18 protein-coding genes, 1 pseudogene and 2 other annotated features are annotated in these 24,158 nt (G+C 35.5%); of the genes and pseudogenes, 17 read left to right on the top strand and 2 right to left on the bottom strand.

Translation table 11 applies throughout. From position 1 onward, the window contains the following. Position 1 precedes the first annotated feature (1 nt). The 4 genes and pseudogenes from AC2CGR_RS06010 to AC2CGR_RS06025 form a co-directional block, all read left to right on the top strand. Positions 2-1,975, top strand: a complete 1,974-nt coding sequence (locus tag AC2CGR_RS06010) for a phage tail spike protein (protein WP_484480657.1) — start codon at positions 2-4, stop codon at positions 1,973-1,975. A 38-nt stretch (positions 1,976-2,013) separates the two neighbouring features. Next, complete coding sequence (locus AC2CGR_RS06015) at positions 2,014-2,217, top strand: hypothetical protein (protein ID WP_428888738.1); 204 nt, start codon at positions 2,014-2,016, stop codon at positions 2,215-2,217. Between the two features lie 36 nt (positions 2,218-2,253). Then, entirely contained in the window at positions 2,254-2,679 is a 426-nt protein-coding gene (locus AC2CGR_RS06020) for a phage holin family protein (protein WP_484480658.1), read from the top strand. Further along, a pseudogene (locus tag AC2CGR_RS06025) lies at positions 2,679-3,233 on the top strand (glycoside hydrolase family 25 protein); the annotation flags it as partial. The gene AC2CGR_RS06020 and the pseudogene AC2CGR_RS06025, both read left to right, overlap by 1 nt. 284 nt (positions 3,234-3,517) lie before the next feature. Here AC2CGR_RS06025 and AC2CGR_RS06030 read toward each other — a convergent pair. Both AC2CGR_RS06030 and AC2CGR_RS06035 read right to left on the bottom strand, forming a co-directional pair. Further along, positions 3,518-4,120: a hypothetical protein gene (locus tag AC2CGR_RS06030; protein WP_484480659.1), complete on the bottom strand. Its 603-nt coding sequence runs from the start codon at positions 4,118-4,120 to the stop codon at positions 3,518-3,520. 599 nt (positions 4,121-4,719) lie between these two features. After that, complete coding sequence (locus AC2CGR_RS06035; RefSeq protein WP_087964220.1) at positions 4,720-5,565, bottom strand: hypothetical protein; 846 nt, start codon at positions 5,563-5,565, stop codon at positions 4,720-4,722. Between the two features lie 109 nt (positions 5,566-5,674). Here AC2CGR_RS06035 and AC2CGR_RS06040 point away from each other — a divergent pair, with 109 nt between their 5' ends. The 13 genes from AC2CGR_RS06040 to ileS all read left to right on the top strand — a co-directional run bounded on the left by AC2CGR_RS06040 (position 5,675) and on the right by ileS (position 23,996). Further along, a complete protein-coding gene (locus AC2CGR_RS06040; RefSeq protein ID WP_087964219.1) occupies positions 5,675-6,322 on the top strand; it encodes an HD domain-containing protein in 648 nt (215 codons plus the stop codon). After that, positions 6,319-8,214 carry an ABC-F family ATP-binding cassette domain-containing protein gene (locus AC2CGR_RS06045; RefSeq protein ID WP_000783207.1) on the top strand — a complete coding sequence of 632 codons (1,896 nt, stop codon included), beginning with the start codon at positions 6,319-6,321 and terminating at the stop codon, positions 8,212-8,214. The genes AC2CGR_RS06040 and AC2CGR_RS06045 overlap by 4 nt, the downstream gene beginning before the upstream one ends. A gap of 75 nt (positions 8,215-8,289) precedes the next feature. Then, positions 8,290-9,021: a Bax inhibitor-1/YccA family protein gene (locus AC2CGR_RS06050; protein ID WP_001260642.1), complete on the top strand. Its 732-nt coding sequence runs from the start codon at positions 8,290-8,292 to the stop codon at positions 9,019-9,021. A gap of 105 nt (positions 9,022-9,126) precedes the next feature. Further along, complete coding sequence (locus tag AC2CGR_RS06055; protein WP_087964218.1) at positions 9,127-9,381, top strand: DUF4318 domain-containing protein; 255 nt, start codon at positions 9,127-9,129, stop codon at positions 9,379-9,381. Between the two features lie 159 nt (positions 9,382-9,540). Then, positions 9,541-9,900 carry a single-stranded DNA-binding protein gene (locus tag AC2CGR_RS06060; protein ID WP_484480660.1) on the top strand — a complete coding sequence of 120 codons (360 nt, stop codon included), beginning with the start codon at positions 9,541-9,543 and terminating at the stop codon, positions 9,898-9,900. Positions 9,901-10,020: 120 nt separating this feature from the next. Then, positions 10,021-11,148, top strand: a complete 1,128-nt coding sequence (locus AC2CGR_RS06065) for a conserved virulence factor C family protein (RefSeq protein WP_087964216.1) — start codon at positions 10,021-10,023, stop codon at positions 11,146-11,148. Between the two features lie 3 nt (positions 11,149-11,151). Further along, positions 11,152-11,535, top strand: a complete 384-nt coding sequence (locus AC2CGR_RS06070; RefSeq protein WP_087964215.1) for a thiol-disulfide oxidoreductase DCC family protein — start codon at positions 11,152-11,154, stop codon at positions 11,533-11,535. A gap of 83 nt (positions 11,536-11,618) precedes the next feature. Then, positions 11,619-12,053, top strand: coding sequence for a BrxA/BrxB family bacilliredoxin (locus AC2CGR_RS06075; RefSeq protein WP_000063712.1), 435 nt, complete (start codon positions 11,619-11,621; stop codon positions 12,051-12,053). A gap of 49 nt (positions 12,054-12,102) precedes the next feature. Then, a complete protein-coding gene (locus tag AC2CGR_RS06080) occupies positions 12,103-12,879 on the top strand; it encodes a class I SAM-dependent methyltransferase (RefSeq protein WP_087964214.1) in 777 nt (258 codons plus the stop codon). Positions 12,880-12,919: 40 nt separating this feature from the next. Then, positions 12,920-13,134: a binding site (T-box leader), on the top strand. 45 nt (positions 13,135-13,179) lie between these two features. Continuing rightward, positions 13,180-14,868 (top strand): arginine--tRNA ligase, encoded by a 1,689-nt coding sequence (gene argS / locus AC2CGR_RS06085; protein WP_087964213.1) that lies wholly within the window; start codon positions 13,180-13,182, stop codon positions 14,866-14,868. A gap of 175 nt (positions 14,869-15,043) precedes the next feature. Continuing rightward, the gene (locus AC2CGR_RS06090) at positions 15,044-15,919 is read left to right on the top strand and encodes a class I SAM-dependent methyltransferase (RefSeq protein WP_087964212.1); all 876 of its coding nucleotides are present in this window, start codon (positions 15,044-15,046) and stop codon (positions 15,917-15,919) included. Between the two features lie 379 nt (positions 15,920-16,298). Then, the gene (locus AC2CGR_RS06095; protein WP_484480661.1) at positions 16,299-20,501 is read left to right on the top strand and encodes a tetratricopeptide repeat protein; all 4,203 of its coding nucleotides are present in this window, start codon (positions 16,299-16,301) and stop codon (positions 20,499-20,501) included. A 99-nt stretch (positions 20,502-20,600) separates the two neighbouring features. Further along, positions 20,601-20,840, top strand: a binding site (T-box leader). Between the two features lie 54 nt (positions 20,841-20,894). After that, on the top strand, positions 20,895-23,996 hold the full coding sequence (gene ileS / locus AC2CGR_RS06100) for an isoleucine--tRNA ligase (protein ID WP_484480662.1): 3,102 nt from the start codon (positions 20,895-20,897) through the stop codon (positions 23,994-23,996). Positions 23,997-24,158: the final 162 nt, after the last annotated feature.

The following is a 24,158-nucleotide window of genomic DNA, read 5'->3' on the forward strand; positions in this document are numbered from 1 at the left end:
TATGAAACATTTAAGAATTTATGATATTAAAATGAATCTAGTGGCTATTTTGGAAAATGCCTATAAGATTGGTTATGAAAAAGAAACTAACAATTTGTGGACTTTCTCCTTTTCATTACCTCTTGATGATCCAAAACGTTTCGAGGTGAAGCCAAAGTATTTTATTGAACTGTACGACCATGATAAATATATTGGTAAATTCATTGTTAATCCTAAAAAGACAGTCAAAAACGAAAGTGACCAGAGCATAACGTACAATTGTGAGCACGTTTTGAGTACATTCCACTCAGACGTGCTTTTTCGTTACCATCAAAAAACGAATTGGACCACAAAAGATGTACTTCAATACCTTATCGATCAACAAGAAATAAAGCATTGGAAATTAGGAACAGTAGCGTTTACAAAGTATTTTGAGTATGCATGGGAAAATGAAGATTCGTTATTAAACGCACTTATAAGCGTACCTAAACCATTTAACGAATCATATTTGTGGACGTGGGATGATACGAAATATCCATTTACACTTAATTTGGTTCGTGCAACAGATGAAAAAATAGATATCATTCGATATGGAAAAAATTTAAAAGGTATTGAAAAGGAGGAAGACCCAACAGGGTTAATAACAAGAATTTACCCGTTGGGTTCTGGTGAAGGTGTAAATCAACTTGGTATTGAGAGTGTGAATAATGGCGTACCGTATTTACAGGCAGAACAATCTATTATTGACCAGTATGGTATTCACAAACGTATATGGGTTGATAGAAAGTTTGAGAATGCACAGTCATTAAAGGCATCTGCACAAGGTTTGTTAGATAGATATAAAAAGCCGCAAGTCACTATATCTGTAGATTGCATAGATTATGAGCTGATTGATCCATATAAGCTTGTAAAATACGATATTTCAAAAGTAGTAGGCGTGTATGACGAAGACACTGATACAAATGATGATTTACGCATTATGAAAATCACAAAATCAGATATCTATGGTGATCCATCAAATATACAATTTGAAATTGGGAATGTTCGTGATGATATTGGGACGACAATTACTGATTTACAGAAAAAACAGTTGGTCAATGATACATATTCCCAAGGTAGCACTAATATTGACAGTCAACCATTTCAAGATAACTGTGATCCAAATCATCCAGCTATTATTAGATTTCAAATACCTAACGATGTGAAGTATGTGAATGAAATGATACTCACATTTGAAACATTAAAATTTAGGGCGTATGAACGAGCGATTAAAGGCGGGGGAGCTGTGGTAGCTTCAACTTCAGCTGGTGGCGCAACAGTTGGTTCGACTAGTTCAGGTGGTGGTGTGGTCGGAACAACTTTAGCAGGTGGAGGAGCTGTACAAACAAGTAGTTCTGGCAGTGGTATTGTTAAAACATCGAGTGCTGGTGGGGATCATGTCCATAAGATGTTTGACGGTGCGGGAATTGTTGGTTTTGAACCTGAAACAAAAGGAATGTACACAGCTTATTCCGATCCAGGGAGAAATACAATGGCTACAATGTACGCAAGAGGAACAGGGAGTGACTTATACACGTATAGTTCTAGTGGAAATCATACGCATGAAACAACATTGCCGAACCACACTCATACTACTACTATTCCAAGTCACGCACACTCAATGAATATTCCAAATCACACACATGATATTAATATACCAAACCATACGCATGAAATAGCATTACCAGACCATACACATGAAATTGAATTTGGTATTTTTGAATTATACGAAACACCATCAAAAGTGATGATTGAAGTTGATGGGAATAGGTTACCGTTTGATTCAATAAGAGGACAAGATATAAATTTAATTCCCTATTTAGCAAAAGATAAGGATGGGAAACTTCAACGTGGCCGTTATGTTGAAATTAAAATCACTCCAAATAGTTTAGCGAGGATAAACGCCACTGTTACAGGTCGTCTTTTTATCCAATCAAGAAGCGGTGGAACGTTTTAATATAAATTAACGAAAATATAAAAAGAGTTGGAGACAATATGCAAATAATTAAAATCATTACACATAGTGGAGAGCAACATGTTGTAAAGGTAGAAAAATATGAGGTGGAAGATGCAATTAAGTTAAATGAACAGCTGAACAGTAATGAAGTAATGACTGTTTTGATTGGATCGTTAATTTTTTCTAAGATTGAAATTAAGCAAGTGATACCGATGAAAGAAGAAACTAAAGAGCAGTTATAAACGGGTATTTTTTATTTTTAGAAAAGGAGTGTAAAGATGGAACGAATTGATGTATTAATGAAATCATTTGTAGCCGCGTCTGGTGGCTTTTGTGGATACTTTTTGGGAGGATGGGATACGACATTGAAAGTTCTAGTTATTATGGCAGCTATCGACTATATTACAGGAGTATTTGCAGCTGGATATTACGGAGAGTTGAAAAGCAAAGTTGGTTTCAAAGGCATTGTCAAAAAGGTAATGCTTTTTCTTTTGGTTGGAGTGGCAACTCAGTTAGATACAGCGCTTGGAAGCAATAGTGCTATTCGTGAAGCTACAATCTTTTTCTTTATTGGAAACGAGTTACTTTCACTTTTAGAAAATGCTGGTCGCATGGGAATACCACTCCCACAGGCTTTGACAAACGCAGTTGAAGTTTTAGGCGGTAAACACAAACAAGAAGATAAAAAAGGAGATGTTCAATAATGGGTCATATTGTAGATATTTCTAAATGGAACGGTAATATTAATTGGGATGTAGCAGCACCAAAATTGGATTTAGTAATTGCAAGGGTACAAGATGGTTCAACAACTGTAGATCATATGTATCAAGGTTATGTATGTGAAATGAAAAAGCGCGGGGTACCATTTGGGAACTATGCGTTTTGTCGTTTTGTATCTGAAAATGATGCACGTGTAGAAGCCCGCGACTTCTGGAATCGCGGTGACAAAGATGCATTATTCTGGGTTGCTGATGTGGAAGTAAAAACTATGGGAGATATGAAGGCAGGTACGCAAGCATTTATTGATGAATTACGAAAACTTGGAGCTAAGAAAGTCGGATTATATGTAGGCCATCATACTTATGAGCAATTTGAAGCCTATACTATTTTAGCAGATTTTGTTTGGATTCCTCGTTATGGCGGGAACAAACCGGGATATCCATGTGATATCTGGCAATACACTGAAACAGGAAATGTGGATGGAATCGGTAAATGTGATTTGAATTATCTAATAGGTAGCAAATCTTTAGCGTGGTTCACAGCTGGTCATATAGGAGGAGTCGTACCAGAAGCAGGAAACCGCGTAGTTTCAAAGGTAGCCCAATTACGATTTTATTCTAAACCTTCTTGGGAAGATAAAGATGTCGCTGGATTTGCAACTGAAGGCAACGGATTCGAAATTATTGATAAAGTAATAGCAAATGGATCTCCACAGTACAAGGTAAAAAATTCTAAAGGTCATGTTTACTACATTACAGCTAGTTCTAAATTTGTTGATGTGAAGTAAAAAAGCCGTCATTCGACGGCTTTTTTTATTTGTGATTATTTAACAGTGACAAATTTTTTGAAGAATTCTGCTCGTTTAGCTTTAGTGTATACATATGGATTGTTAAATTTATTAGTCCAAGAATTATCGTCAACTTTTAAAGATTCAATTTTAAATCCGAGGTATGTATTTAAAGTATTTCTATCTAGGTTGATATTATATGTTTTTCCTTCAAATGGAAGAGTCATTTTTACTGAGTTTAAAGCATGAAAATGTCTTAGTAGTCTTGCAGGTTCACCAACAAATAATTTCTCGATAGCATCTCCGGTTGAAAAGTATTGCTTGTATTGTTCCTCCGTAGTAGTACTATCAGCGTGTGCAGATTTGTAAGCTGCGAAAGAGTCATAATATGTAATTTCAGCATTGTTATTGTTAACTTTTATTTCTTTAATGAAGTTCCCGCCTTTGATAGACTTTGCATAAGTAATAAATTCTGCCTCAGCCACTACGCTTTTTTGCTGATCTGGCCCTTCTTTAGATGTTTCTTTTTTGACTTCATGTTTTTGTACGGACTTATCTTTTGCCTCAGTTTTCTCTTCTGTAGAACCACAACCAGCTAAAAGTCCTAGAGATAGTCCTGCTACAATTAATTTTTTCATAGATTTATTCCTCCAAGTTGATATTAATAACTGTATCATTATATCAAACATTGGGGACATTGGTATTATTTATCAAGTAATTTATAATTCTGCTGAAATAAGTGAATTTATCATGCTGTATTTTTACTCCATGTTTAATATTCATACACACTTTTTAATAAATTTTAAGCCAATAGTAATCTCCTGTTCGTTATTTAATTCTCTACCCCTCAGTTTTAATATGATTTATAGCTCTATTGTGAAGTCTAACAACCTTCCAGAACCCTCAAATCATTTTAGATTCACTGTAAAAAGAGTTTTTAAAAGTAATACAACGTTCTGGTATTCAATGGCTATAAGGATAGCTTTTTAAAATGTAATAAGATTGTGAGTGGCGAACTTCGATGAGGAATTTTTTAATAAAAGTTATCTAATGTAGTTTAATTAAGAGGCTATTTTTTGCTCACATTTTGCTCACAAATGTTATAAAAACACGCGAAAAAATATGAATTATATTTTTATAATAAGATATAACGTAACAAATAAAAAGCATCGCAAATGCTTGTATAACAGGCATTCGTGACACTTTTGTAGTTTTGTTAAAAGTAAAATGAACAACCCTAAAACTGCTCATTCTTCTCCCAAGATTCCACAATATAATGTGCAATCGTCGGGTTGAATCCTTTCCCAACTAAAAACATAATCGCCGCAACTTCTGTTAAAGCGTGTTTGTGTGAAGTATGTTTTGCTTCATTTAAACCGTAATCTACCCAAGGTTTTACGAAATCTAGTACAGGTTTCTTTAAAGGTAAAAACTGTGTACCGACAACTTGTTGAATTTGTTGTTGCGTTGGTTCTGTAATTGGTCCAGGTGGTAAAATTTGAGGCTGTGTAATATCGAATGTAGGTCCTGGTGGTAAGATTTGTGGTTGTGTCGGATCAATTGTTGGTGGTGCTGGCGGTGAAACACGCGCGTCATAGTTTGGTTGGTACATTTGCGGCTGATATTGTGGTTGTTGAGGTTGAGTTGTGTATGGATTTTGTTGAAATTGTTGTTCTTGATTTTGTGGCGCTACATATGGATTTTGAGGGTATTCATAATTTGGACGTGTGTCGAATGGATTTTGTTGATATTCAGTTTCTTGATTTTGCGTTGTTGCGTATGGATTTTGTTGAAATTGTTGTTCCTGATTTTGCGGTGCTGCATATGGATTTTGAGGATATTCATAATTTGGACGTGTGTCGTATGAATTTTGTTGAAATTGTTGTTCTTGATTTTGCGGCGCTGTATATGGATTTTGTGGATAATCAGCTTCTTGATATTGCGTTGTTGCGTATGGATTTTGTTCATATTGTTGCTCTTGCTGTTGTAACTCTTGTTCTTCATATTGTTCTGTATATCTTTGTTCCTGTTGCTGAGGGTAAAATGGTTGATGTGGGTAAGGCGGTTGATTATTATAGAACATATTTATTCCTCCTTCATGATGATGCCTACCACCCAGTGTATGGGCGGACAAGAAAATATGTGATGAAAAAATGCGGGCGTGTTACAATAAGTAACTGGGTGAAGATAAAATGACAAAACAAGAAAAGATTCAAAAAACCATTACTTTTGTAAAAGATATTTTAGAAAAAGATGCGAGTGGGCATGATTGGTATCATATTGAGCGTGTACATAAACTGGCGATTTCATTATCTGAGCAAGAAGGAGGAAATCGTTTTATAATTGAAATGGCAGCATTACTTCACGATGTGGCAGATGAGAAGTTAAATGAGAGTGAAGAAGCAGGAATGAAAAAAGTTTCTGATTGGTTAGAAGAGTTACATGTTGAAGAAGAGGAAAGTAAACATGTTCTTCATATTATCGCCAATATGTCTTATAAAGGTGGTCATGGCGGTAAAGTGGAGTCGCTTGAAGGGAAGATTGTTCAAGATGCAGATCGTTTAGACGCGCTTGGTGCAATTGGAATAGCTCGCACATTTGCGTATGGCGGGGCGAAAGGGAGATTAATGTATGATCCAACTATTCCTCCTCGTGAAGTGATGACGAAAGATGAATATAGAAAAAATAATGATCCATCTTTAAATCATTTTTATGAAAAACTTTTAAAACTAAAAGACTTAATGAATACAGATGCAGCAAAACAAGAGGCTGAAGTTCGTCATCGTTATATGGAACAGTTTATTGAACAATTTATGAAAGAGTGGAATGCACAAATATGAAAATGTTAACTGTGGAAAACTTATCAAAATCATATGGAGAAAAACCGTTATTTGATGGATTATCATTTAGTATTGCAGAAGGACAACGTGCCGGAATTATCGGTGTAAATGGTACTGGTAAATCAACGTTATTAAAAATTATTGCAGGGGCAGAAATTCCTGACACAGGTGATATGACTCATTCACGTGGGTATACAATTAGTTATTTATCACAGCAACCAGAGTTTGATGAACAATTAACAGTATTAGAACAAGTTTTCCATGGTGATACACCTTTAATTCGTCTTCTTCGTGATTATGAAAAGGCGCTATTACATATTGAAAAAGATCCAAGTAATGAAAAGGTACAGGAACAATTATTTGCAGTGCAACAACGTATGGACGCAATGAGTGCGTGGGAAGCAAATGCGAATGCTAAATCGTTATTAACGAAACTAGGAATTACGGATTTCACAGCAACTGTTGGAAATTTATCTGGTGGGCAGAAAAAACGTATTGCGATGGCGCAGTGTTTTATTGAAACACCTGACCTATTAATTTTAGATGAGCCTACGAACCATCTTGACCATGAGACAGTTGAGTGGTTAGAGGAATATTTAGCAAGGTACACAGGTGCGGTATTACTTGTAACCCATGATCGTTATTTCTTAGATCGTGTGACGAATCGTATTTTCGAATTAGATAATGGAAAACTGTATAGTTATGAAGGGAATTACAGTACGTTTTTAGAAGCGAAAGCACTTCGTGAAGAGCAAGAACTTGCGCAAGAATCAAAGCGTCAAAACTTATATCGCCGTGAACTAGCATGGATTCGCCGTGGTGCAAAAGCTCGTTCGACAAAGCAAAAGGCACGTATTCAACGTTTTGAAGAGCTAAAAGGTCAAGAAGGTCCAGCTGCAAAACAGTCAGTTGATATTGCACTTAGCGGTAGCCGTCTAGGAAAAAAAGTACTTGAGTTAAAAGATGTGACGAAAAAATTTGGTGATAAAACGGTATTAAACAACTTTAATCATATCGTGAAACCAGGCGATCGTATCGGTATTATTGGAGCGAATGGAAGCGGGAAATCTTCGCTATTAAATATGCTTGCAGGTAAAATATCTCCTGATAGTGGTGAAATTGAAGTTGGGCAAACAGTAAAAATCGCGTACTATACGCAAGAAAATGAAGAAATGAATTTAAATCAACGTATGATTGAATACATTAAAGAAATCGCGGAAGTTATTCATACGACAGATGGAAAAGTAATTGGTGCGTCTCAAATGTTAGAACGTTTCTTATTCCCGCCGCATTCACATGGTACACCGCTTGGCAAATTATCTGGTGGTGAAAGAAGACGTTTATACTTATTACGTATATTAATGGGAGAACCGAACGTACTATTACTGGATGAGCCTACGAATGATCTAGATACACAAACATTAACTGTATTAGAAGATTATTTAGAGGATTTCCCAGGTGTTGTTTTAACTGTATCGCATGACCGTTACTTCTTAGATAAAGTAGTAGATGAATTGTTCATCTTTACGGGAGAAGGGGAAGTGCGTGAATTTCTAGGTAGTTATACGGATTATTTAGAAATGGAAAAAACGAGAGAACTTATTGAGAAAGCGGAAGTACAGAAAGAGAAAAAAGTAGTAGAAGAAGCACCGAAACAACAACGTAAGCGTAAACTTTCATATAACGAGCAGCGCGAATGGGAAACAATTGAAGATACAATTGCGGAACTTGAAGAAAAGCTAGAATCAATTGGAGAAGAGCTTGCGAATGTTGGTTCTGATTTTACGAAGGCGCAAGAATTGTCTGAAGCACAGCAAAAAACAGAAGAAGAGTTAGAAAAAACGATGGAAAGATGGAGTGAACTATCCGACATTGTTGAAGGATTAAAATAAAAACAAGCTGCATATATTGAAAAGTAAAGAGAAAAACTTTACACTATTGGTAGAACCTATTTTAGGAGGGAAAAAATGAGAACATCTAATCCAATGTTGAAAAAAGAGGCATTCCGTAAAGAAGGAGCAAGTGCTTCTGCGATGACTATTGGCGGAACAGTAGGCAAAACGTTTATTATGCTTATCTTGCTACTTGCAACGTCTGTCTATTCATACATACAGATGATAGAGGGTACGATGAAGATGCCAGTATTAATTGGCGCTTTAATCGTTGCGGCAATCATCGCATTTGCGTCTATGTTCTTCCCACGTATTTCACCTTTTGGTGCACCAATCTATGCGGCAGTAGAAGGGGTTGTGTTAGGTAGTATTTCAGCGGTTTATACAATGAAATTTGGCGATTCTATCGTTTTAAATGCTGTTTTACTAACAATCTCAATTCTATTTGCAATGTTAGTGTTATATGCAACACGTGTAGTAAAAGTAACGGATAAATTCCGTACAGGCGTGATGGCAGCAACACTTGGAATTATGGTTATGTATTTAGTCGTATTTCTACTAAACATGTTTGGTGTAACTGTTCCGTACATTCACCAAGGTGGTACGATTGGTATTATTATTAGTGCAGTTGTTATCGTAGTTGCTGCATTAAACTTATTACTAGATTTCGATTTAATCGAAAATGGTGTACGTAGTCAAGCTCCGAAATATATGGAGTGGTACACTGCAATGGGACTAATGCTTACATTAGTTTGGTTATACTTAGAAATTCTTCGTTTCGTTTCTTACTTTACGAAAAATGACTAATAAAAAATCCTGCATGAAAAATGCAGGATTTTTTTATTTTCAAAGATAAATTGATGATATGGTATAATATGGATGTTGGTAACCTTAAATTGAAGGGGATGGAATATGATGAAAGAGAAGAAAGGGATTATGAAAAAACTATTTTCTAAAAGTTTTTTCATAGAACTAGATGATGCTTTAACGTATCCATCATCAGAAGTTATTACTTCAGCTATTGAAAGTTATGCAGCTGAATGTAATGAACAACTGAAATTTGAGAGTAAAGTAAAACCGATAACTTTCTACTTAGACGAAGTATTGTATCGTGCGGAAATCAAGATGGCCCGCGGAGGATATTACATTTCATGCAGTGAAGTATAATTTTTTGAAACCTTACATGTTTAAAGTATGTAAGGTTTCTTTTTTGTTTTTATAAGATATAAAAATATATTTTTTATTATAAAATATATTATTTTAAGCTTTTTACCCTTCAAACATTTTTCTTTACAATGAAGAAAAATATGTGAGGTGGTATAACTTATGATGAATCGAGTTGTATTAATCGGTAGATTGACAAAGGAGCCAGAATTATACTACACAAAGCAAGGCGTCGCGTATGCACGAGTATGTGTTGGGGTGAATAGAGGTTTTCGAAATAGTTTAGGTGAGCAGCAAGTAGATTTTATTAATTGTGTCGTTTGGAGAAAATCGGCTGAGAATGTAACTGAATATTGTAAGAAGGGATCACTTGTTGGAATTACTGGACGTATTCATACGAGGAATTACGAGGATGATCAAGGAAAGAGAATATATATAACAGAAGTTCTGATTGAGAGCATTACATTTTTGGAGAAAAGGCGGGAGGGTGCATCAAAAAAAGATGGGACTTGGGGGAATTAGGAGGAAAGATAAAGTATGATGATGGAAAGAAATCAGCAAGATAAAGCATCCGAGTAGGTTTAAAGAGGTGGAACATGTTACAATACAGCTAAGAACATGCAATAAAGGAGAGTTTTTTACGTGAAGATTAAAGCAATTGAACCGACGCCAAGTCCAAATACAATGAAAGTTATTTTGAATGAAGTATTACCATCAGGAGCACGTAATAATTATACAAAAGAAAATACAGAACAAGCGCCAATGCAAGTGCAAGAGATTTTGAAAATTGAAGGCATTAAAGGTGTATATCATGTAGCCGACTTTTTAGCAGTGGAACGAAATGCAAAGTATGACTGGAAAGTTTTATTACAACAAGTTCGTGCTGTTTTCGGTGAAGAAGTAGTAGAAGAAAGTGAAGAACAACAACTTGCTCATTTTGGAGAAGTAAAAGTGTTTGTTCAAATGTTCTTTACAATTCCAATGCAAGTAAAGCTAACAGATGGCACGACGGAAGAACGTGTTGGTTTACCAGATCGTTTTAAAGAATCAATTATGAAAGTACAAATGTCTGCACCAAACGTTGTAAAAGAACGTAAATGGGTGGAACAAAGTACACGTTACGGTAATTTTGAAGAAATCGGGAAAGAAGTAGTAGAAGAGATTGTTGCTGCTTATTCAGAAGAACGTGTAAATGAAACGGTTAAAGAGTTATTAAATCAAGCAGGTGCTGTTGAAGTAACGATTCAAAAGCGTGAGCCATATAAAGTAACAGAAGAGATGATGAAAGATGCTGACTGGAAAAACCGTTTTGCAGCATTAGAACAAATGGATCCTACAGAAGAAGATATTCCAGTGTTGAAGATGGCGTTAGATGATGAAAAAGTTTCAATCCGCCGTTTAGCAACAGCGTATTTAGGTATGGTAAAAGGTGATGAAGTATTACCGTTATTATATAAAGCTTTATTAGATCGATCTGTAAGTGTTCGTCGTACTGCGGGAGATTGTTTATCAGATGTAGGTGATCCAGCAGCGATGTTTGTTATGATTAAATCTCTGAAAGACCCAAGTAAATTAGTACGCTGGCGTGCTGCTATGTTCTTATTTGAACTTGGAGATGAAAGTGCGATTCCCGCTTTAAAAGTAGCGCAAGATGATCCAGAGTTTGAAGTAGCAATGCAAGCACGTCTAGCATTAGAGCGTATTGAAGGCGGAGAAGAAGCAAAAGGTTCTGTATGGAAACAAATGACGGAGTCTCGTAAAGGGGAATAATGTATGATTGTTTTCTATGATAGTTGGTGTCCGATGTGTACGGCCGTTGCAGAACGTACGAAAAAATTAGATAAAAAGGGTAAGATGAAATTTGTTTCATTTCGAGATGAAGATGTAGTTGAAAGGTATGAACTTTCTCAAGAATTACAAAGTAAGATGGAACAAAGACTGTATATTTTAAAAAATAATAAGTGGTATGACGGCATTCATAGCATACATGTATTAGCAAAGGCCGTTCCATCTTATTGGTTTGCAGTTCCTTTTATAAAGCTATCTATCGTACTTGGTTTTGGAAGTAAAGTATACGATTATATCGCTAACAATAGAAAACTTGTTCCAGTTGGACATTGTCGTGATGGGGTTTGTGAAATCCCTACAAAAAAATGAAATCATCGTTATCTTTCTTTTGCACCTATTAATAGAGCGTGATATGATGAATTTGGAATGAAAGTTGAAGGAGAGATTACAAGATGTCAAATGCTTATGAAGAATACATGCGCCAAATGGTAATCCCAATGCGTCAAGAATTAGTGCGTTCTGGGTTTGAAGAGTTAACTACAGAAGAAGCTGTAACAGAATTTATGGAAAACACAACGGGTACAACTTTAGTAGTTGTAAACTCTGTTTGTGGTTGTGCAGCTGGTTTAGCACGTCCATCAGCAGGTCAAGCGGTTGTTCGTGCTGAAAAACAACCTGATCATCTTGTAACTGTATTCGCAGGTCAAGATAAAGATGCTACTGCAAAAATGCGTGAATACTTCGGAGAAATTCCTCCATCTTCACCATCTATGGCATTATTAAAAGGAAAAGAAGTTGTTCACTTCATTCACCGTCATGAAATTGAAGGTGCAACTATGGACGAAATTATTACGAACTTAGAACAAGCTTTTGAAAAGAATTGCTAAAGAAGGGGGAGAGTAAATCTCTCTCTTTTCTTTATATAGAGGTGAAACAATGATAGTAACAACAGCAGGAAGAACGAACAAAGAAATGACATCTTATGCAAAGCAGGTAGCGGGAGAATTAAATAGTAATTTCGTTATACGTAATGACATACCAGTACATAAACTGCATGAACAGTATGAACAAGATGTACTTGTCGTAGGGAAGAACCGATTAACTATTTATCCGAAAGGTACAGAAGAATCGTTTTTCTTTCATCCGAATTCAGCGATGTTTCGTGTGAAAAGGTTAATGCGCGGAGAACACGATCCATTTGTACAAGCTGCTAAATTAGAGAGCGGAATGACAGTGTTAGATTGTACGCTCGGTATGGCATCAGATAGTATTGTAGCTAGTTATTTTGTTGGTGAAAATGGAAAAGTAACAGGACTTGAAGGCAATGAGTATATGGCTTATATTATGGAAAATGGTTTGAAAACATGGTCTTCATCCGTTTCTGAAATTGATGAAGCAATGCAACGAATTGATGTAAAGCAAACTGAGCATTACGCATTTTTAAAACAATGTGAAGATAATAGCTATGACATCGTTTATCTCGATCCGATGTTTGAAGAAAGTGTCATAGAATCTGACGGAATAAAAGGATTAAAACACTTCGCTTTGTATCATGATATTACTGATGAAACAATTGCGGAAGCGAAGCGTGTGGCGAGAAAGCGTGTCGTTCTGAAAGACCATTTCCGAAGTTCTAGATTTGAAAAACATAATTTTTACGTATACAAAAGAAAAAGTGCTAAGTTTCACTTTGGTGTAATTGACCCTTGCTAATTGTTTGAAAAGATGTATAATAAGCAATAATTAATTAAATATACTGTCTGTGATGAAGAGAGTAGTCTTTTTTAGAAGGAAAGCGAGCTAGGGATGGTGTGAGCCTAGTGCGGAAGAAAAAGATGAAGCGCACTTCGGAGACGCTTCTTGAACGAATAGTAGAGTAAGCCGAGGCCCCCTGTCCTCGTTATAAACGGGAAAGTGGTTCGTAATGAACAACAAGGGTGGTACCACGGGTTAAAACTCGTCTCTTTTTTAGAGACGAGTTTTTTGTGTTTTAAAAAATAAGGAGGTTAAATTATGGATTATAAAATGCATTTTGCGGAAAGTTTATCTAATATTTTCACGAATGAATTAACGCAAAAACAAATTTTAGATTTAATTGAATCACCGAAACAAGATGAATTTGGAGATGCAGCGTTCCCATGCTTTTCATTAGCGAAGCAATATAAAAAAGCACCGGCTATTATTGCAAAGGAAGTTGCACAGAAATTAAGCGATCCATTTTTTACGAAAGTAGAAGCCGTTGGTCCTTATGTAAATGTACTTTTTAATCGTGAAACTGTAAGTGATACAGTATTAAAAACGATTTTAGCGGAGAAAGAAGAGTACGGTCACAATCATTTTGGATATGAAAAAACGGTCGTTATCGATTATTCCTCTCCTAATATCGCAAAGCCATTTTCAATGGGGCATTTACGCTCTACAATGATAGGGAATTCATTGAAACATATCGCTGAAAAATGTGGGTATGAAGTTGTAGGAATTAATTATATTGGAGACTGGGGAACACAGTTTGGAAAGTTAATTACGGCTTATAAAAAATGGGGAAATGAAGCAGTAGTGAAAGAGGATCCAATACGTGAATTATTTAAGTTATATGTTCAATTTCATGAAGAGGTAAAAGACGACGAAGAATTAGAAGAAGAAGGACGCGCTTGGTTTAAGAAATTAGAAGAAGGTGATGAAGAAGCTGTTGAGCTTTGGAATTGGTTCCGCCACGAATCCTTAAAAGAATTTTCTCGTATTTATGAACTTCTCGGTGTGGAATTTACTAATTTTCAAGGAGAAGCTTTTTATAATAATTTAATGGAAGACTTTATTGGGATTTTAGAGGAACATGATTTGCTTGAAGAGTCAGAAGGCGCATTAGTCGTTAATTTAGAAGAAGAGGGAATGCCGCCTTGCTTAATTAGAAAATCAGATGGTGCGACGATTTATGCAACACGTGACTTAACAGCAGCACTATATCGTCAAAACACATTTGGTTTTGATAAAGCGTTATATGTAGTTGGCCCGGAACAAAGTTTACACTTCAATCAATTTTTCACTGTATTAAAAAAGCTTGGCTACACTTGGGTTGACGGCATGGAACATGTACCGTTTGGCTTTATTTTAAAAGATGGTAAGAAAATGTCGACACGTAAAGGAAGAGTTATTTTACTTGAAGAAGTACTTGAGGAAGCAATCGAACTTGCAAAACAAAATATTGAAGAGAAAAATCCAAACTTAAAACAAAAAGACGAAGTAGCAAAGCAAGTTGGTGTAGGGGCAGTTATCTTCCACGATTTAAAAAATGAACGTATGCATAATATTGAATTCTCATTAGAAAATATGCTGAAATTTGAAGGGGAAACAGGACCGTATGTACAGTACACACATGCACGTGCGTGCTCTATTTTAAGAAAAGAAAGTGTAGAATTTGAAACGTGTACGTTTGCTTTAAAAGATGATCATAGTTGGAATATCGTAAAATTACTAAACAAATTCCCGAAAGTAATTGAAGCAGCATGTAACAAAAATGAGCCATCGGTTATTTCGAAATACGTATTAGATTTGGCAAAATCGTTTAATAAATATTATGGAAATGTGCGTATATTGGAAGAGAGCGAAGAGAAAGATAGCAGACTTGCATTAGTGTATGCTGTGACGGTTGTATTAAAAGAAGGATTGCGTTTACTTGGGGTGGAGGCACCTGAGGAGATGTAAAACAAATAGGTATACGTATCATATTAGATATGTATGCCTATTTATTTTTATAGAAAATATGTAAGTAACAGTTATATTTTATTAAATCTAAACTTTTCTAGAATTGTTTCAGGTGTAGGAATGTCCGTATTAAATGGAGAATTGTAATGTCATATAAATAAAGGAGGCGTTAATCTTGGAAACATACGACTGGAACAGTAAACTAACTTATTTAAAAAATACAAGAGATTTATATTACAACGACGATTATGTAAGCTTTTTAGTAAATACAGTTTGGAAGATTAATAAGCCCGTACATATCGTTGATTTCGGTTGTGGCTATGGTTATTTAGGCTTAGTATTAATGCCATTACTTCCAAAAGGATCCAAGTATACAGGCATTGATAGTGGGAAAATATTAATAGCGGAAGCGAGAGAGTTGTTTCGTTCACTCCCATATGAATCAGAATTTATTGAGGGGGATGCTACAGAAATTGAATTGAATACATACGATATAGCAATCTGTCATGCTTTCTTATTACATATGAGTTCACCAAAAACGATGTTACAAAAAATGATGCATTCAGTTAAAAAGGGCGGAAAAATAATCTGTTTTGAACCACATTGGATTTCAAATATGTCTTCATACGTGTTAGATGGGGAGGAGCAATCGGAAATTATTCAGCTAGGTATTTTGCAAAGGTTATTTGAAAGTGATACGAAGAGAAACGGTAAAGATGGCAATATCGGCATGAAAATACCGATGTATTTAAGTGAATTAGGTGTAAAAAATATTGAGTGTCGAGTGAGCGATAAAGTGAATTTTTTAGACTCTAATATACATCACAAAGATAAAAATGATTTATATCATTCTTTAAAAGAAGAGGGAATAGCGGGCAATCCGGGAGATAAACAGCAATTTATAGAACGTTTAATGGGTAGAGGATTAACATATGATGATGGGCTAGCTCAATATGAAGCTGAACTATGCTTTTTTAAAGCATTTCATTTACATTCCTCTTTAGTATATGCTCCAAATATGAAAATTACATTTGGTGAAATAGTAAGTTAAAGGGTAGCAATACGATGAAAAGTGTCGCTTAATGTCGATGAGTCGATATTCGACATATAATCGCTGCTATAAGTTAAGTATCGGTAGATATATTCTGAAAATCGCCAATAAAACGAAAGAATCGCTGATATATTTGAATTATCGCCGATATAATTCCATGTACTGATTCCAGATTCCAAAAGATAAGATCCACATGTTACGTTATTCCATATAATCAAACAAAATACAGAGAAAAACAATCATTTTTACTATATTTTGTTATAAATTCGAATAATATTAAATAATACTATCCATTATAGGAGATTTTAGTTGAATACCTACAATATGATGTGTAAAATCTAAGCAAGTAGCAGTGCAAATAAATATTAGAGGTGAATACATGCTAGATTTTAAGCAGTTAGATGCTTGTTTGAAAGACAAGAGATTTATAGATGGATTACAGGAAATAAATAATGAAATTTCATATATAAAAGAAAAGAATACTTTATCTTATTTGAAGAGTTGGCTTGCTAATGTTCCTTCACATAAGGAGTTTGATATATTAATACGCCTTACTGATGAAGGGCTTATGCACCAATACAGTTCATTCCTCATTCGCTACGCCTATAAAAAATTCCCAAATATGAGAACGCTCTCTTTATATTGTGATGAGTTAATTGATGAGCGGAAAATTCTTGAAGCAGAACAGTTGCTAAAGGACGCTTTAGAAGAGAGCAATAAAGAAGAAATAGATGCCGATTTTTTAGCGAAAACATATTTTACTTTAGTACGATGTCTTTTAGAAATGAAACGAAATGAAGAAGCGCTAATCTATATGCAAAAAGCGGAGGAGTACAGTACACGTGCCGTATTTGATAAATGGGGCTACGTCTATATGCATACAGGTGAATGGGAGAAAGCTGAAGAACAATTTATCGCCGGTATGCAGCATAAAGATTGTGAAGAGTTATCTACCTATTTATTATCACAGTTATATGCGAATAAAGGGGAACAGAAACGTGCATTGCAGCTAATTGATGATGCGATTGTAAAGTTCCCGCAAGTACCATATTTTCATTTTGAAAAGGTAAAATATTTATTAGATTTAGGGAAGTACGAAGATATGTTATCGGTAATAGATAACATAAATAATCAGCTTCCTTATCATGCGTATAAGGCTTATTTCGTACATTTACGAGCAGAAGCGATGTACAAAATGAATAAACTTGTAGATTTACAACAATTATTAAAAGAAGAAAAAAGTTTAAAAGGGTCTTTATATCATAATTTAGAAAAAAATCCAGATGGAAAAAAGGTTCACTTGCCGATCGTTCCTATTGTACAAAAGGATAATTATTGTGTACCGACAAGTTTGGAAATGATGTTGCAGTTATGGGGAGAAAAACGTACACAAGATGAAATAGCAGAGTTTATTTTTGATATGACAGGATCGAAGTTTTCAGATACTGTTTCTTATGTAGAAGAATTAGGTTATGAATATCGTTATTTTAAAGGTAATGAAGAGAATTATAAGAGACTGATTGATGAAGGAATTCCTGTTTTATTAAGTATAGATATTGAGCATGCTTCACATGTACAAGTACTAGCTGGATATGATGATACATTGCAGGCCTTTTATGTTCAAGATCCGAACTTTATAGAGCCAGTTATTGTGGAATATAGTAAGTTACAAGAAAAATATCGTTATACAGGTTGTTTAGCGATTACATTTGTTCCAAAGGAAAAGAAGGAACAGCTATCATTTTTAAATGAAGAAGAAAATACTTATTTCAAATCAATTTTTTCTTTAACGGATCATTTAGATGAACAAGATAAAGAGGGGGTTCATAAGTTAGTACAGTTTTTAAAAGAGACAAGTGATAATCCGAATACGTGGTTATATACGGTTAAGCATTTAGATGTTGAAGTAGATAAAGAATTTATTTTATATTGTATAGAAAATTTAATGGAGAAGTTTCCAAACTCGGACTTTGTTAAATTACATGGTGCGCAGTGCTTTATTCGCCTTGAAGAATTAGAGAAAGCTGGACAAATGCTTGCGAGTGTTGAGAAGAAAAATAATCGTGCTTTATATCATTTCATAAACGGAAGATATGCTTTTGAGCAGGAGAGTTATATAGAAGCGATTTCAAGTTTTCGTTCCTCATTACAATTAGATGCAGATCAGCCGATTGCTTGGAGTTTCCTTGCGTTATCATATATGTATATCGATCAATCTGATAAGGCATTGCAGTTTTCTCAAGTTGCTTTAGAACGTAGTCCAGAAAGATTTACTTTAACGAATCACGGGTTAATATTAATAGATTTAGAAAGATATGAAGAAGCGTATGAAATCTTTAACGACCTGTTAAGAGAGTATAAAAATGAGGCACATGTATGGTATGAGCGAGCGAGATGTGCGCATCATTTAGGGAAATTACATTTAGCGATAAAAGGGCTTAAAGTAGCGATTCATTTGGATAGTAATGCACCCTACATTTATACGAAACTTTCGGAAATATACGAATCTGATTTGAAGGATGAGGAAGGTACGAAAGAAATTTTATTAAACGGTATTGAGAATTGTGATGATAAGGCACCTCTATATGTAAAACTGGGTGACTATCATTTTCAAAATGATAGCCTGGAAGAAGCAGAATCGTTGTATACTCGTGCTTTAGAAGAAAATCATGATGATGTTTATTCTCACTTCGGAATTACGCAAGTGTATATGGCAAGAGAACAATACAAGGAAGCAAAAGAATATATTCTTGGTCTTGAGAAGCAAATTGAAAAGAGCCAAGATTTCCTCATGAATGCGGGAATGGTTTTATGGGATGCTGAAGTTGAACTTGGTGGAAGTGAAGAAGGGTTTAAAGTAGCGTTGTCTAAGTTAGAGAGTGGTATAAAGCAGAGCGAATATAATGTAGCAAGTGCGTTAGATGAATATGTGAATCGAATGAAAGGAACTGTATTTGTACAGCGAGGTATAGCATTCTTAAGAACGTTACACAAAGAAAGAAATGAAGTAAGTGAATACGGTTGTTATACAGGTATTTTATATGAATCTATCGGACAGTATGGCCAAGCGATGAAAAGATATAAAAGGGCGATAGAACAAAAGGAAACGGCATTACCGTATTACCGAATTGGTGAAACACTTATGGCATTAGGGCAGTTGTCAGAAGCAAAACAAGCGTATGAAACATGTTTAGAACTTGATGGGAATTTCGTCGGTGTACATTTACAGCTTGCGGAAATATATGAAAAAGAAGAAAATCGTTCTAAAGAACAAAGTCATATGGTTCAGGCGATGAAAGAAGAGCCGTTGCATATTAATATGGAATATTTGGCACAGCTTTCAGTAGAAATGAATCTTCAGGAAGAATTGCTGGCTGAACTAGAACAATTAACGGACGAAGTACCTGAAATATGGCGATTAGATGCGATTGCATATGTGTACGGAGCAATGGATGAAATAGATAAAGAACAAGCACAGATTGAAGAGGCACTACGATTAGATGGCGAGCATACAGAAGTTTTATATCATTATGCAAAAGTATTAGTGAAAAATAGAAATGCAAAAGCAATTGAAATTGCAATGAAGGTTATACAAAAAGATGTAAATAATGAACGTATATTTGATGTATATGTAAAAGCGATAGAACAACATAAGAAATGGTCTAACATACGAGATTTTCTTCATATATTAAAAGTAAAAAAGGCAGACAGAAGTATGGCGTTTATGTATGCTGCATCTGCGGTTACAGAAAGATGGATTGAACGTCAACAAAATGAACAGCCGAAGAAATCCATATTTACGAGAGCCCTTTATCGTATGAAAAACCGTGCGAAAGAAATTTCAATCATTACTACAATCATTGATTTATATGAAATTTCGTTACAGTTAAATCCGAAAAATAGCATGGCAGCGCTGCGATTTGCACTGTTTTACGAGAATGTAATGATGAATAAAGAGGCGATAGATGTATTGCAAACATCGTTAGAAAATAAATGGGATTATGATGTAGCGAAGCAACTTGTAAATCTTTTCATAGAGTACGAGGAAGAGGATATGATAAGGGATGCTTCGGAATTAACGAAGCAAATGGTTCGAGAGTTACCAGATGATTATGATACTCTTCTTCTGCAAGCACAAGTATTGTTTAAAGCAGGGGAAGAAAGAAGGGCAGAAAAGATTACCTTACAATTAACGGAGCAAACACCATTTGTAAGTAGAGCATTTCTTGCTTTAGGAGAAATATATCAAAGTCAAGAGAGGTTTGAAGAGGCAATTCATGTATTAGAAAATGCCGCTATACATCATCCGAATGAAACAGCAATTCTTCTTTCTTTAGCATCTTCATATCATGGTGCTGGCCAAACGATAAAGGCAGAAAAAATAACAAATGAAGTATTAACAATGGATGCGAGTGATTTGTTAGCAAGATATGATCGTGCTTGTTATTTAGCACAGTTAAACAGGAATGAAGAGGCGAAGGAAGAGCTTGAAATTGTACTTCGTGAGGATGAGTCGGGATTCTTTGCTGAACGTATCGAGGATGATGAAAATTTAGCAGCAGTACGAGGATCTGAAAAGTAATTGTATAAGAATAGGGAAAAAAGGATATAGATAAAAATATATTTTGAATTAGTTGACAATTCATCGCCTGATGGCATAAAATAGCTTTTAACAAAGTATACAAATCTGAAGACGAGAAAGAGTAAAATAGTGTACTGTTCCCCAGAGAGCCGGTCTATTGCTGAAAGCCGGTGTGCAGACGTTATTTGAAAATCATCTCCGAGGAGCCGAGGCTGAAAATAAGTAAGCTCGGACGGATGTCTACCGTTACAAAGAACACGTATGATCGTACGTTGCTAAGTGCTATTAGTGAAGAGCTAATAGAATTAGGGTGGTATCGCGGGTAAACCCGTCCCTACTTTATAGGGACGGGTTTTTTGTGTGCTTTAAAACATTCAAAAGGAGTGATTGTAGATGAAGAAAGTAGATGTAAAAGAGTCAGCTGTAGGGAGAGAAACACGTATTCGTAAACAGTGGAACGAGCAAAGCATTTTTGAGCAATCAATTCAGAATCGAGAAGGCGCACAGTCTTTCGTATTTTATGAAGGACCACCGACGGCGAACGGACTACCGCATGTAGGTCATGCGCTTGGACGAACAATTAAAGATGTAGTAGCAAGATATAAAACGATGGCTGGTTATAAAGTGTTAAGAAAAGCGGGATGGGATACACACGGTTTACCTGTAGAATTAGGTGTTGAGAAGCAACTCGGTATTTCAGGTAAACATGAAATCGAAGAGTATGGAATTGAGCCATTTATTCAGAAGTGTAAAGAGAGTGTATTCACATATGAGAAGCAATGGCGTGAATTCACTGAAAGTATCGGTTATTGGGTAGATATGGATGATCCATACGTTACGTTAGAGAATCCTTATATCGAAAGTGTATGGCATATTTTAGGGACGATTCATGAAAAAGGATTATTGTATAAAGGGCATAGAGTTTCACCATATTGCCCAAGTTGTCAAACTTCACTAAGTTCACATGAGGTTGCCCAAGGGTATAAAACAGTAAAAGATTTAAGTGCAACAGTTAAGTTTAAAGTGAAAGATAGTGACAATGAATACTTCCTAGGTTGGACGACAACACCTTGGACACTTCCAGCAAATGTTGCACTCGCTGTACATCCAAATATGGAATACGTGAAAGCGAAACAAGAAGGTCATGTATACATTGTTGCAAAAGAACGTGTACAAGATGTATTAAAAGAAAACTATGAAGTATTATCTGTTCATAAAGGAGAAGAATTATTAAATACTTCTTACACAGCACCGTTTCCAATGAAAGAAGTTACAAATGGTTACCGTGTTATCGGAGCAGATTTTGTAACGGCAGATAGTGGTACAGGACTTGTTCATATTGCTCCAGCATACGGAGAGGATGATTATAGAGTCGTTCAAAGTGAAGGTTTGTCATTCTTACATGTTGTAGATGAGAAAGGTGAGTATACAGAGGCAGTACCATTTTTGAAAGGTAAATTTGTTAAAGATTGTGACGTAGATATCGTTCGTTATTTAGCGAAGGAAGGTTTACTATACCATAAAGAAAAGTATGAACATAGTTACCCACATTGTTGGCGCTGTGATTCACCACTTCTTTATTATGCAGGAGAGAGCTGGTTAATCCGCACGACTGCAATTAAAGATACATTTTTACAAAATAACGATACTGTTACTTGGTATCCAGATCATATGAAAAATGGACGATTTGGTAAGTTTTTAGAAAACATGGTGGACTGGAATATTAGCCGAAATAGATATTGGGGAACACCATTAAACGTATGGGAATGTGAAAGTTGCGATCATCAATTCGCACCGAAAAGTATGGCTGATTTAAGAAAGCATAGTACGAAAGAGACACCTGAAGACTTAGAATTGCATAAGCCATATGTAGATGAAGTGCAAGTTTGCTGCGAAAAATGCGGAAGTACAATGAATCGTACACCAGAAGTAATTGATGTTTGGTTTGATAGTGGTTCGATGCCATTTGCGCAATATCATTATCCGTTTGAAAATAAAGAGTTATTTGAAGAACAGTTTCCAGCAGATGTAATTGCAGAAGGAATTGATCAAACACGCGGTTGGTTTTATAGTTTATTAGCTGTATCAGCACTATATACTGGAAAAGTACCGTATAAACGAGTGTTATCACTAGGGCATGTTCTAGACGAGGAAGGACAGAAAATGTCTAAAAGTAAAGGGAATGCACTAGATCCAGTTGATTTAGTAGAGAAGTTTGGTGCAGATGCTTTAAGATGGGCTTTACTCGTTGACAGTGCTCCGTGGAATGCGAAGCGTTTTTCTGAAAGAACAGTATTAGAAGCAAAATCTAAATTTGTAGATACGTTAGTCAATGTGTATAGCTTCTACGTTTTATATGCAAGTTTAGATGAGTATAATCCGAACGAAACGTATGACGTAAAGCGGACGAAATTGGATGAATGGGTATTATCAAGATTGCATAGCACAACGAAAAAAGTGAGAACTGCACTTGATGAGTATCAATTTACGAATGCAGCTCGTGAAATCGCGGCGCTTGTAGATGAAATAAGCAATTGGTACGTAAGGCGGTCACGTAATCGTTTCTGGGAATCTGGTATGAATGCTGAAAAAGCTGCTGCGTATGAGACACTCCATGAAGTACTTGTGACAATTAGTAAGTTAATTGCACCATTTACACCGTTTGTCGCTGAAGATATTCATTTGAATTTAACTGGAAGTAGCGTTCATTTAGAGGATTATCCAGTTGTAAATGAATCACTACTTCAGCCGAAATTAGAAGCGGAAATGGATGCAGTTTTACAAGTTGTTGAACTTGGAAGAAGTAATCGTAATCAGCATTCTTTAAAAGTAAAACAGCCGTTAGCGGAACTTGTATTACTTGAGCATAATGAAAATGATATGGATTGGGAATCTTATCGTGATATCGTCATGGATGAGTTAAATGTGAAGGCGTTCCATGTTGAACTTGATGAAACGAAATACACGTCCTATCAATTAAAGCTGAATTTTAAAACGGCTGGGCCGAAGTTCGGTAAAAATGTGAATGCAGTAAATGACTGGCTAAAACAATTATCACAAGACGAGGTACAAAACTTTGTCACTACAGAAAGAGCAGTTTACGAAGCAGCATCAGGAGAAGAAGTAGTTGTAACGACTGAAGATGTATTAGTAGAGAAAGTTGCAAAATCTGGATTCTCTAATACAACTAACGGACAATATACAGTAATGTTAGATACGAATGTGACGGAAGAATTGCTACAAGAAGGGGTAGCACGTGAATTCATTCGCGCCGTTCAAGAATATCGTAAACAGTTGAATTTACCTGTTAATTTACGAGTAGATGTAATTCTTGATACAGAGGAAGAACTGCAGCAAACATTAACGAATCATAAACAGTTGTTGGAAGAAAACTTACTCGTTAAACAATTTACATTTGGTCACTTAACGAATGAAGACGATGAACTTTCTTTAGGTGAGACAAAAGTCCGCATTAAATTAAGTTCAGCTAATTAAAAAAAAGGAAGTTGGAATCATTCCAACTTCCTTTTTGTATGTTTAGAATTTGTTTGGCTATACATTCGATAGGACCCGTAACAAATATCTTTTTTCATAGCACACTGAAAACAATACTGTAGAAAAATATTTCTACAGTATTGTTTTCACTTTACACATAAA

The sequence above is a fragment of the Bacillus sp. LSHTCR4 genome (assembly GCF_057197025.1).

Coding starts and splice junctions, on each gene's coding strand:
- AC2CGR_RS06050 (WP_001260642.1), top strand. CDS start 8,290: ATGAGAACATCTAATCCAATGTTGAAAAAAGAGGCATTCCGTAAAGAA.
- AC2CGR_RS06010 (WP_484480657.1), top strand. CDS start 2: ATGAAACATTTAAGAATTTATGATATTAAAATGAATCTAGTGGCTATT.
- argS (WP_087964213.1), top strand. CDS start 13,180: ATGGATTATAAAATGCATTTTGCGGAAAGTTTATCTAATATTTTCACG.
- AC2CGR_RS06030 (WP_484480659.1), bottom strand. CDS start 4,120: ATGAAAAAATTAATTGTAGCAGGACTATCTCTAGGACTTTTAGCTGGT.
- AC2CGR_RS06080 (WP_087964214.1), top strand. CDS start 12,103: ATGATAGTAACAACAGCAGGAAGAACGAACAAAGAAATGACATCTTAT.
- AC2CGR_RS06055 (WP_087964218.1), top strand. CDS start 9,127: ATGATGAAAGAGAAGAAAGGGATTATGAAAAAACTATTTTCTAAAAGT.
- AC2CGR_RS06045 (WP_000783207.1), top strand. CDS start 6,319: ATGAAAATGTTAACTGTGGAAAACTTATCAAAATCATATGGAGAAAAA.
- AC2CGR_RS06040 (WP_087964219.1), top strand. CDS start 5,675: ATGACAAAACAAGAAAAGATTCAAAAAACCATTACTTTTGTAAAAGAT.
- AC2CGR_RS06070 (WP_087964215.1), top strand. CDS start 11,152: ATGATTGTTTTCTATGATAGTTGGTGTCCGATGTGTACGGCCGTTGCA.
- AC2CGR_RS06060 (WP_484480660.1), top strand. CDS start 9,541: ATGATGAATCGAGTTGTATTAATCGGTAGATTGACAAAGGAGCCAGAA.
- AC2CGR_RS06020 (WP_484480658.1), top strand. CDS start 2,254: ATGGAACGAATTGATGTATTAATGAAATCATTTGTAGCCGCGTCTGGT.
- ileS (WP_484480662.1), top strand. CDS start 20,895: ATGAAGAAAGTAGATGTAAAAGAGTCAGCTGTAGGGAGAGAAACACGT.
- AC2CGR_RS06035 (WP_087964220.1), bottom strand. CDS start 5,565: ATGTTCTATAATAATCAACCGCCTTACCCACATCAACCATTTTACCCT.
- AC2CGR_RS06095 (WP_484480661.1), top strand. CDS start 16,299: ATGCTAGATTTTAAGCAGTTAGATGCTTGTTTGAAAGACAAGAGATTT.
- AC2CGR_RS06075 (WP_000063712.1), top strand. CDS start 11,619: ATGTCAAATGCTTATGAAGAATACATGCGCCAAATGGTAATCCCAATG.
- AC2CGR_RS06015 (WP_428888738.1), top strand. CDS start 2,014: ATGCAAATAATTAAAATCATTACACATAGTGGAGAGCAACATGTTGTA.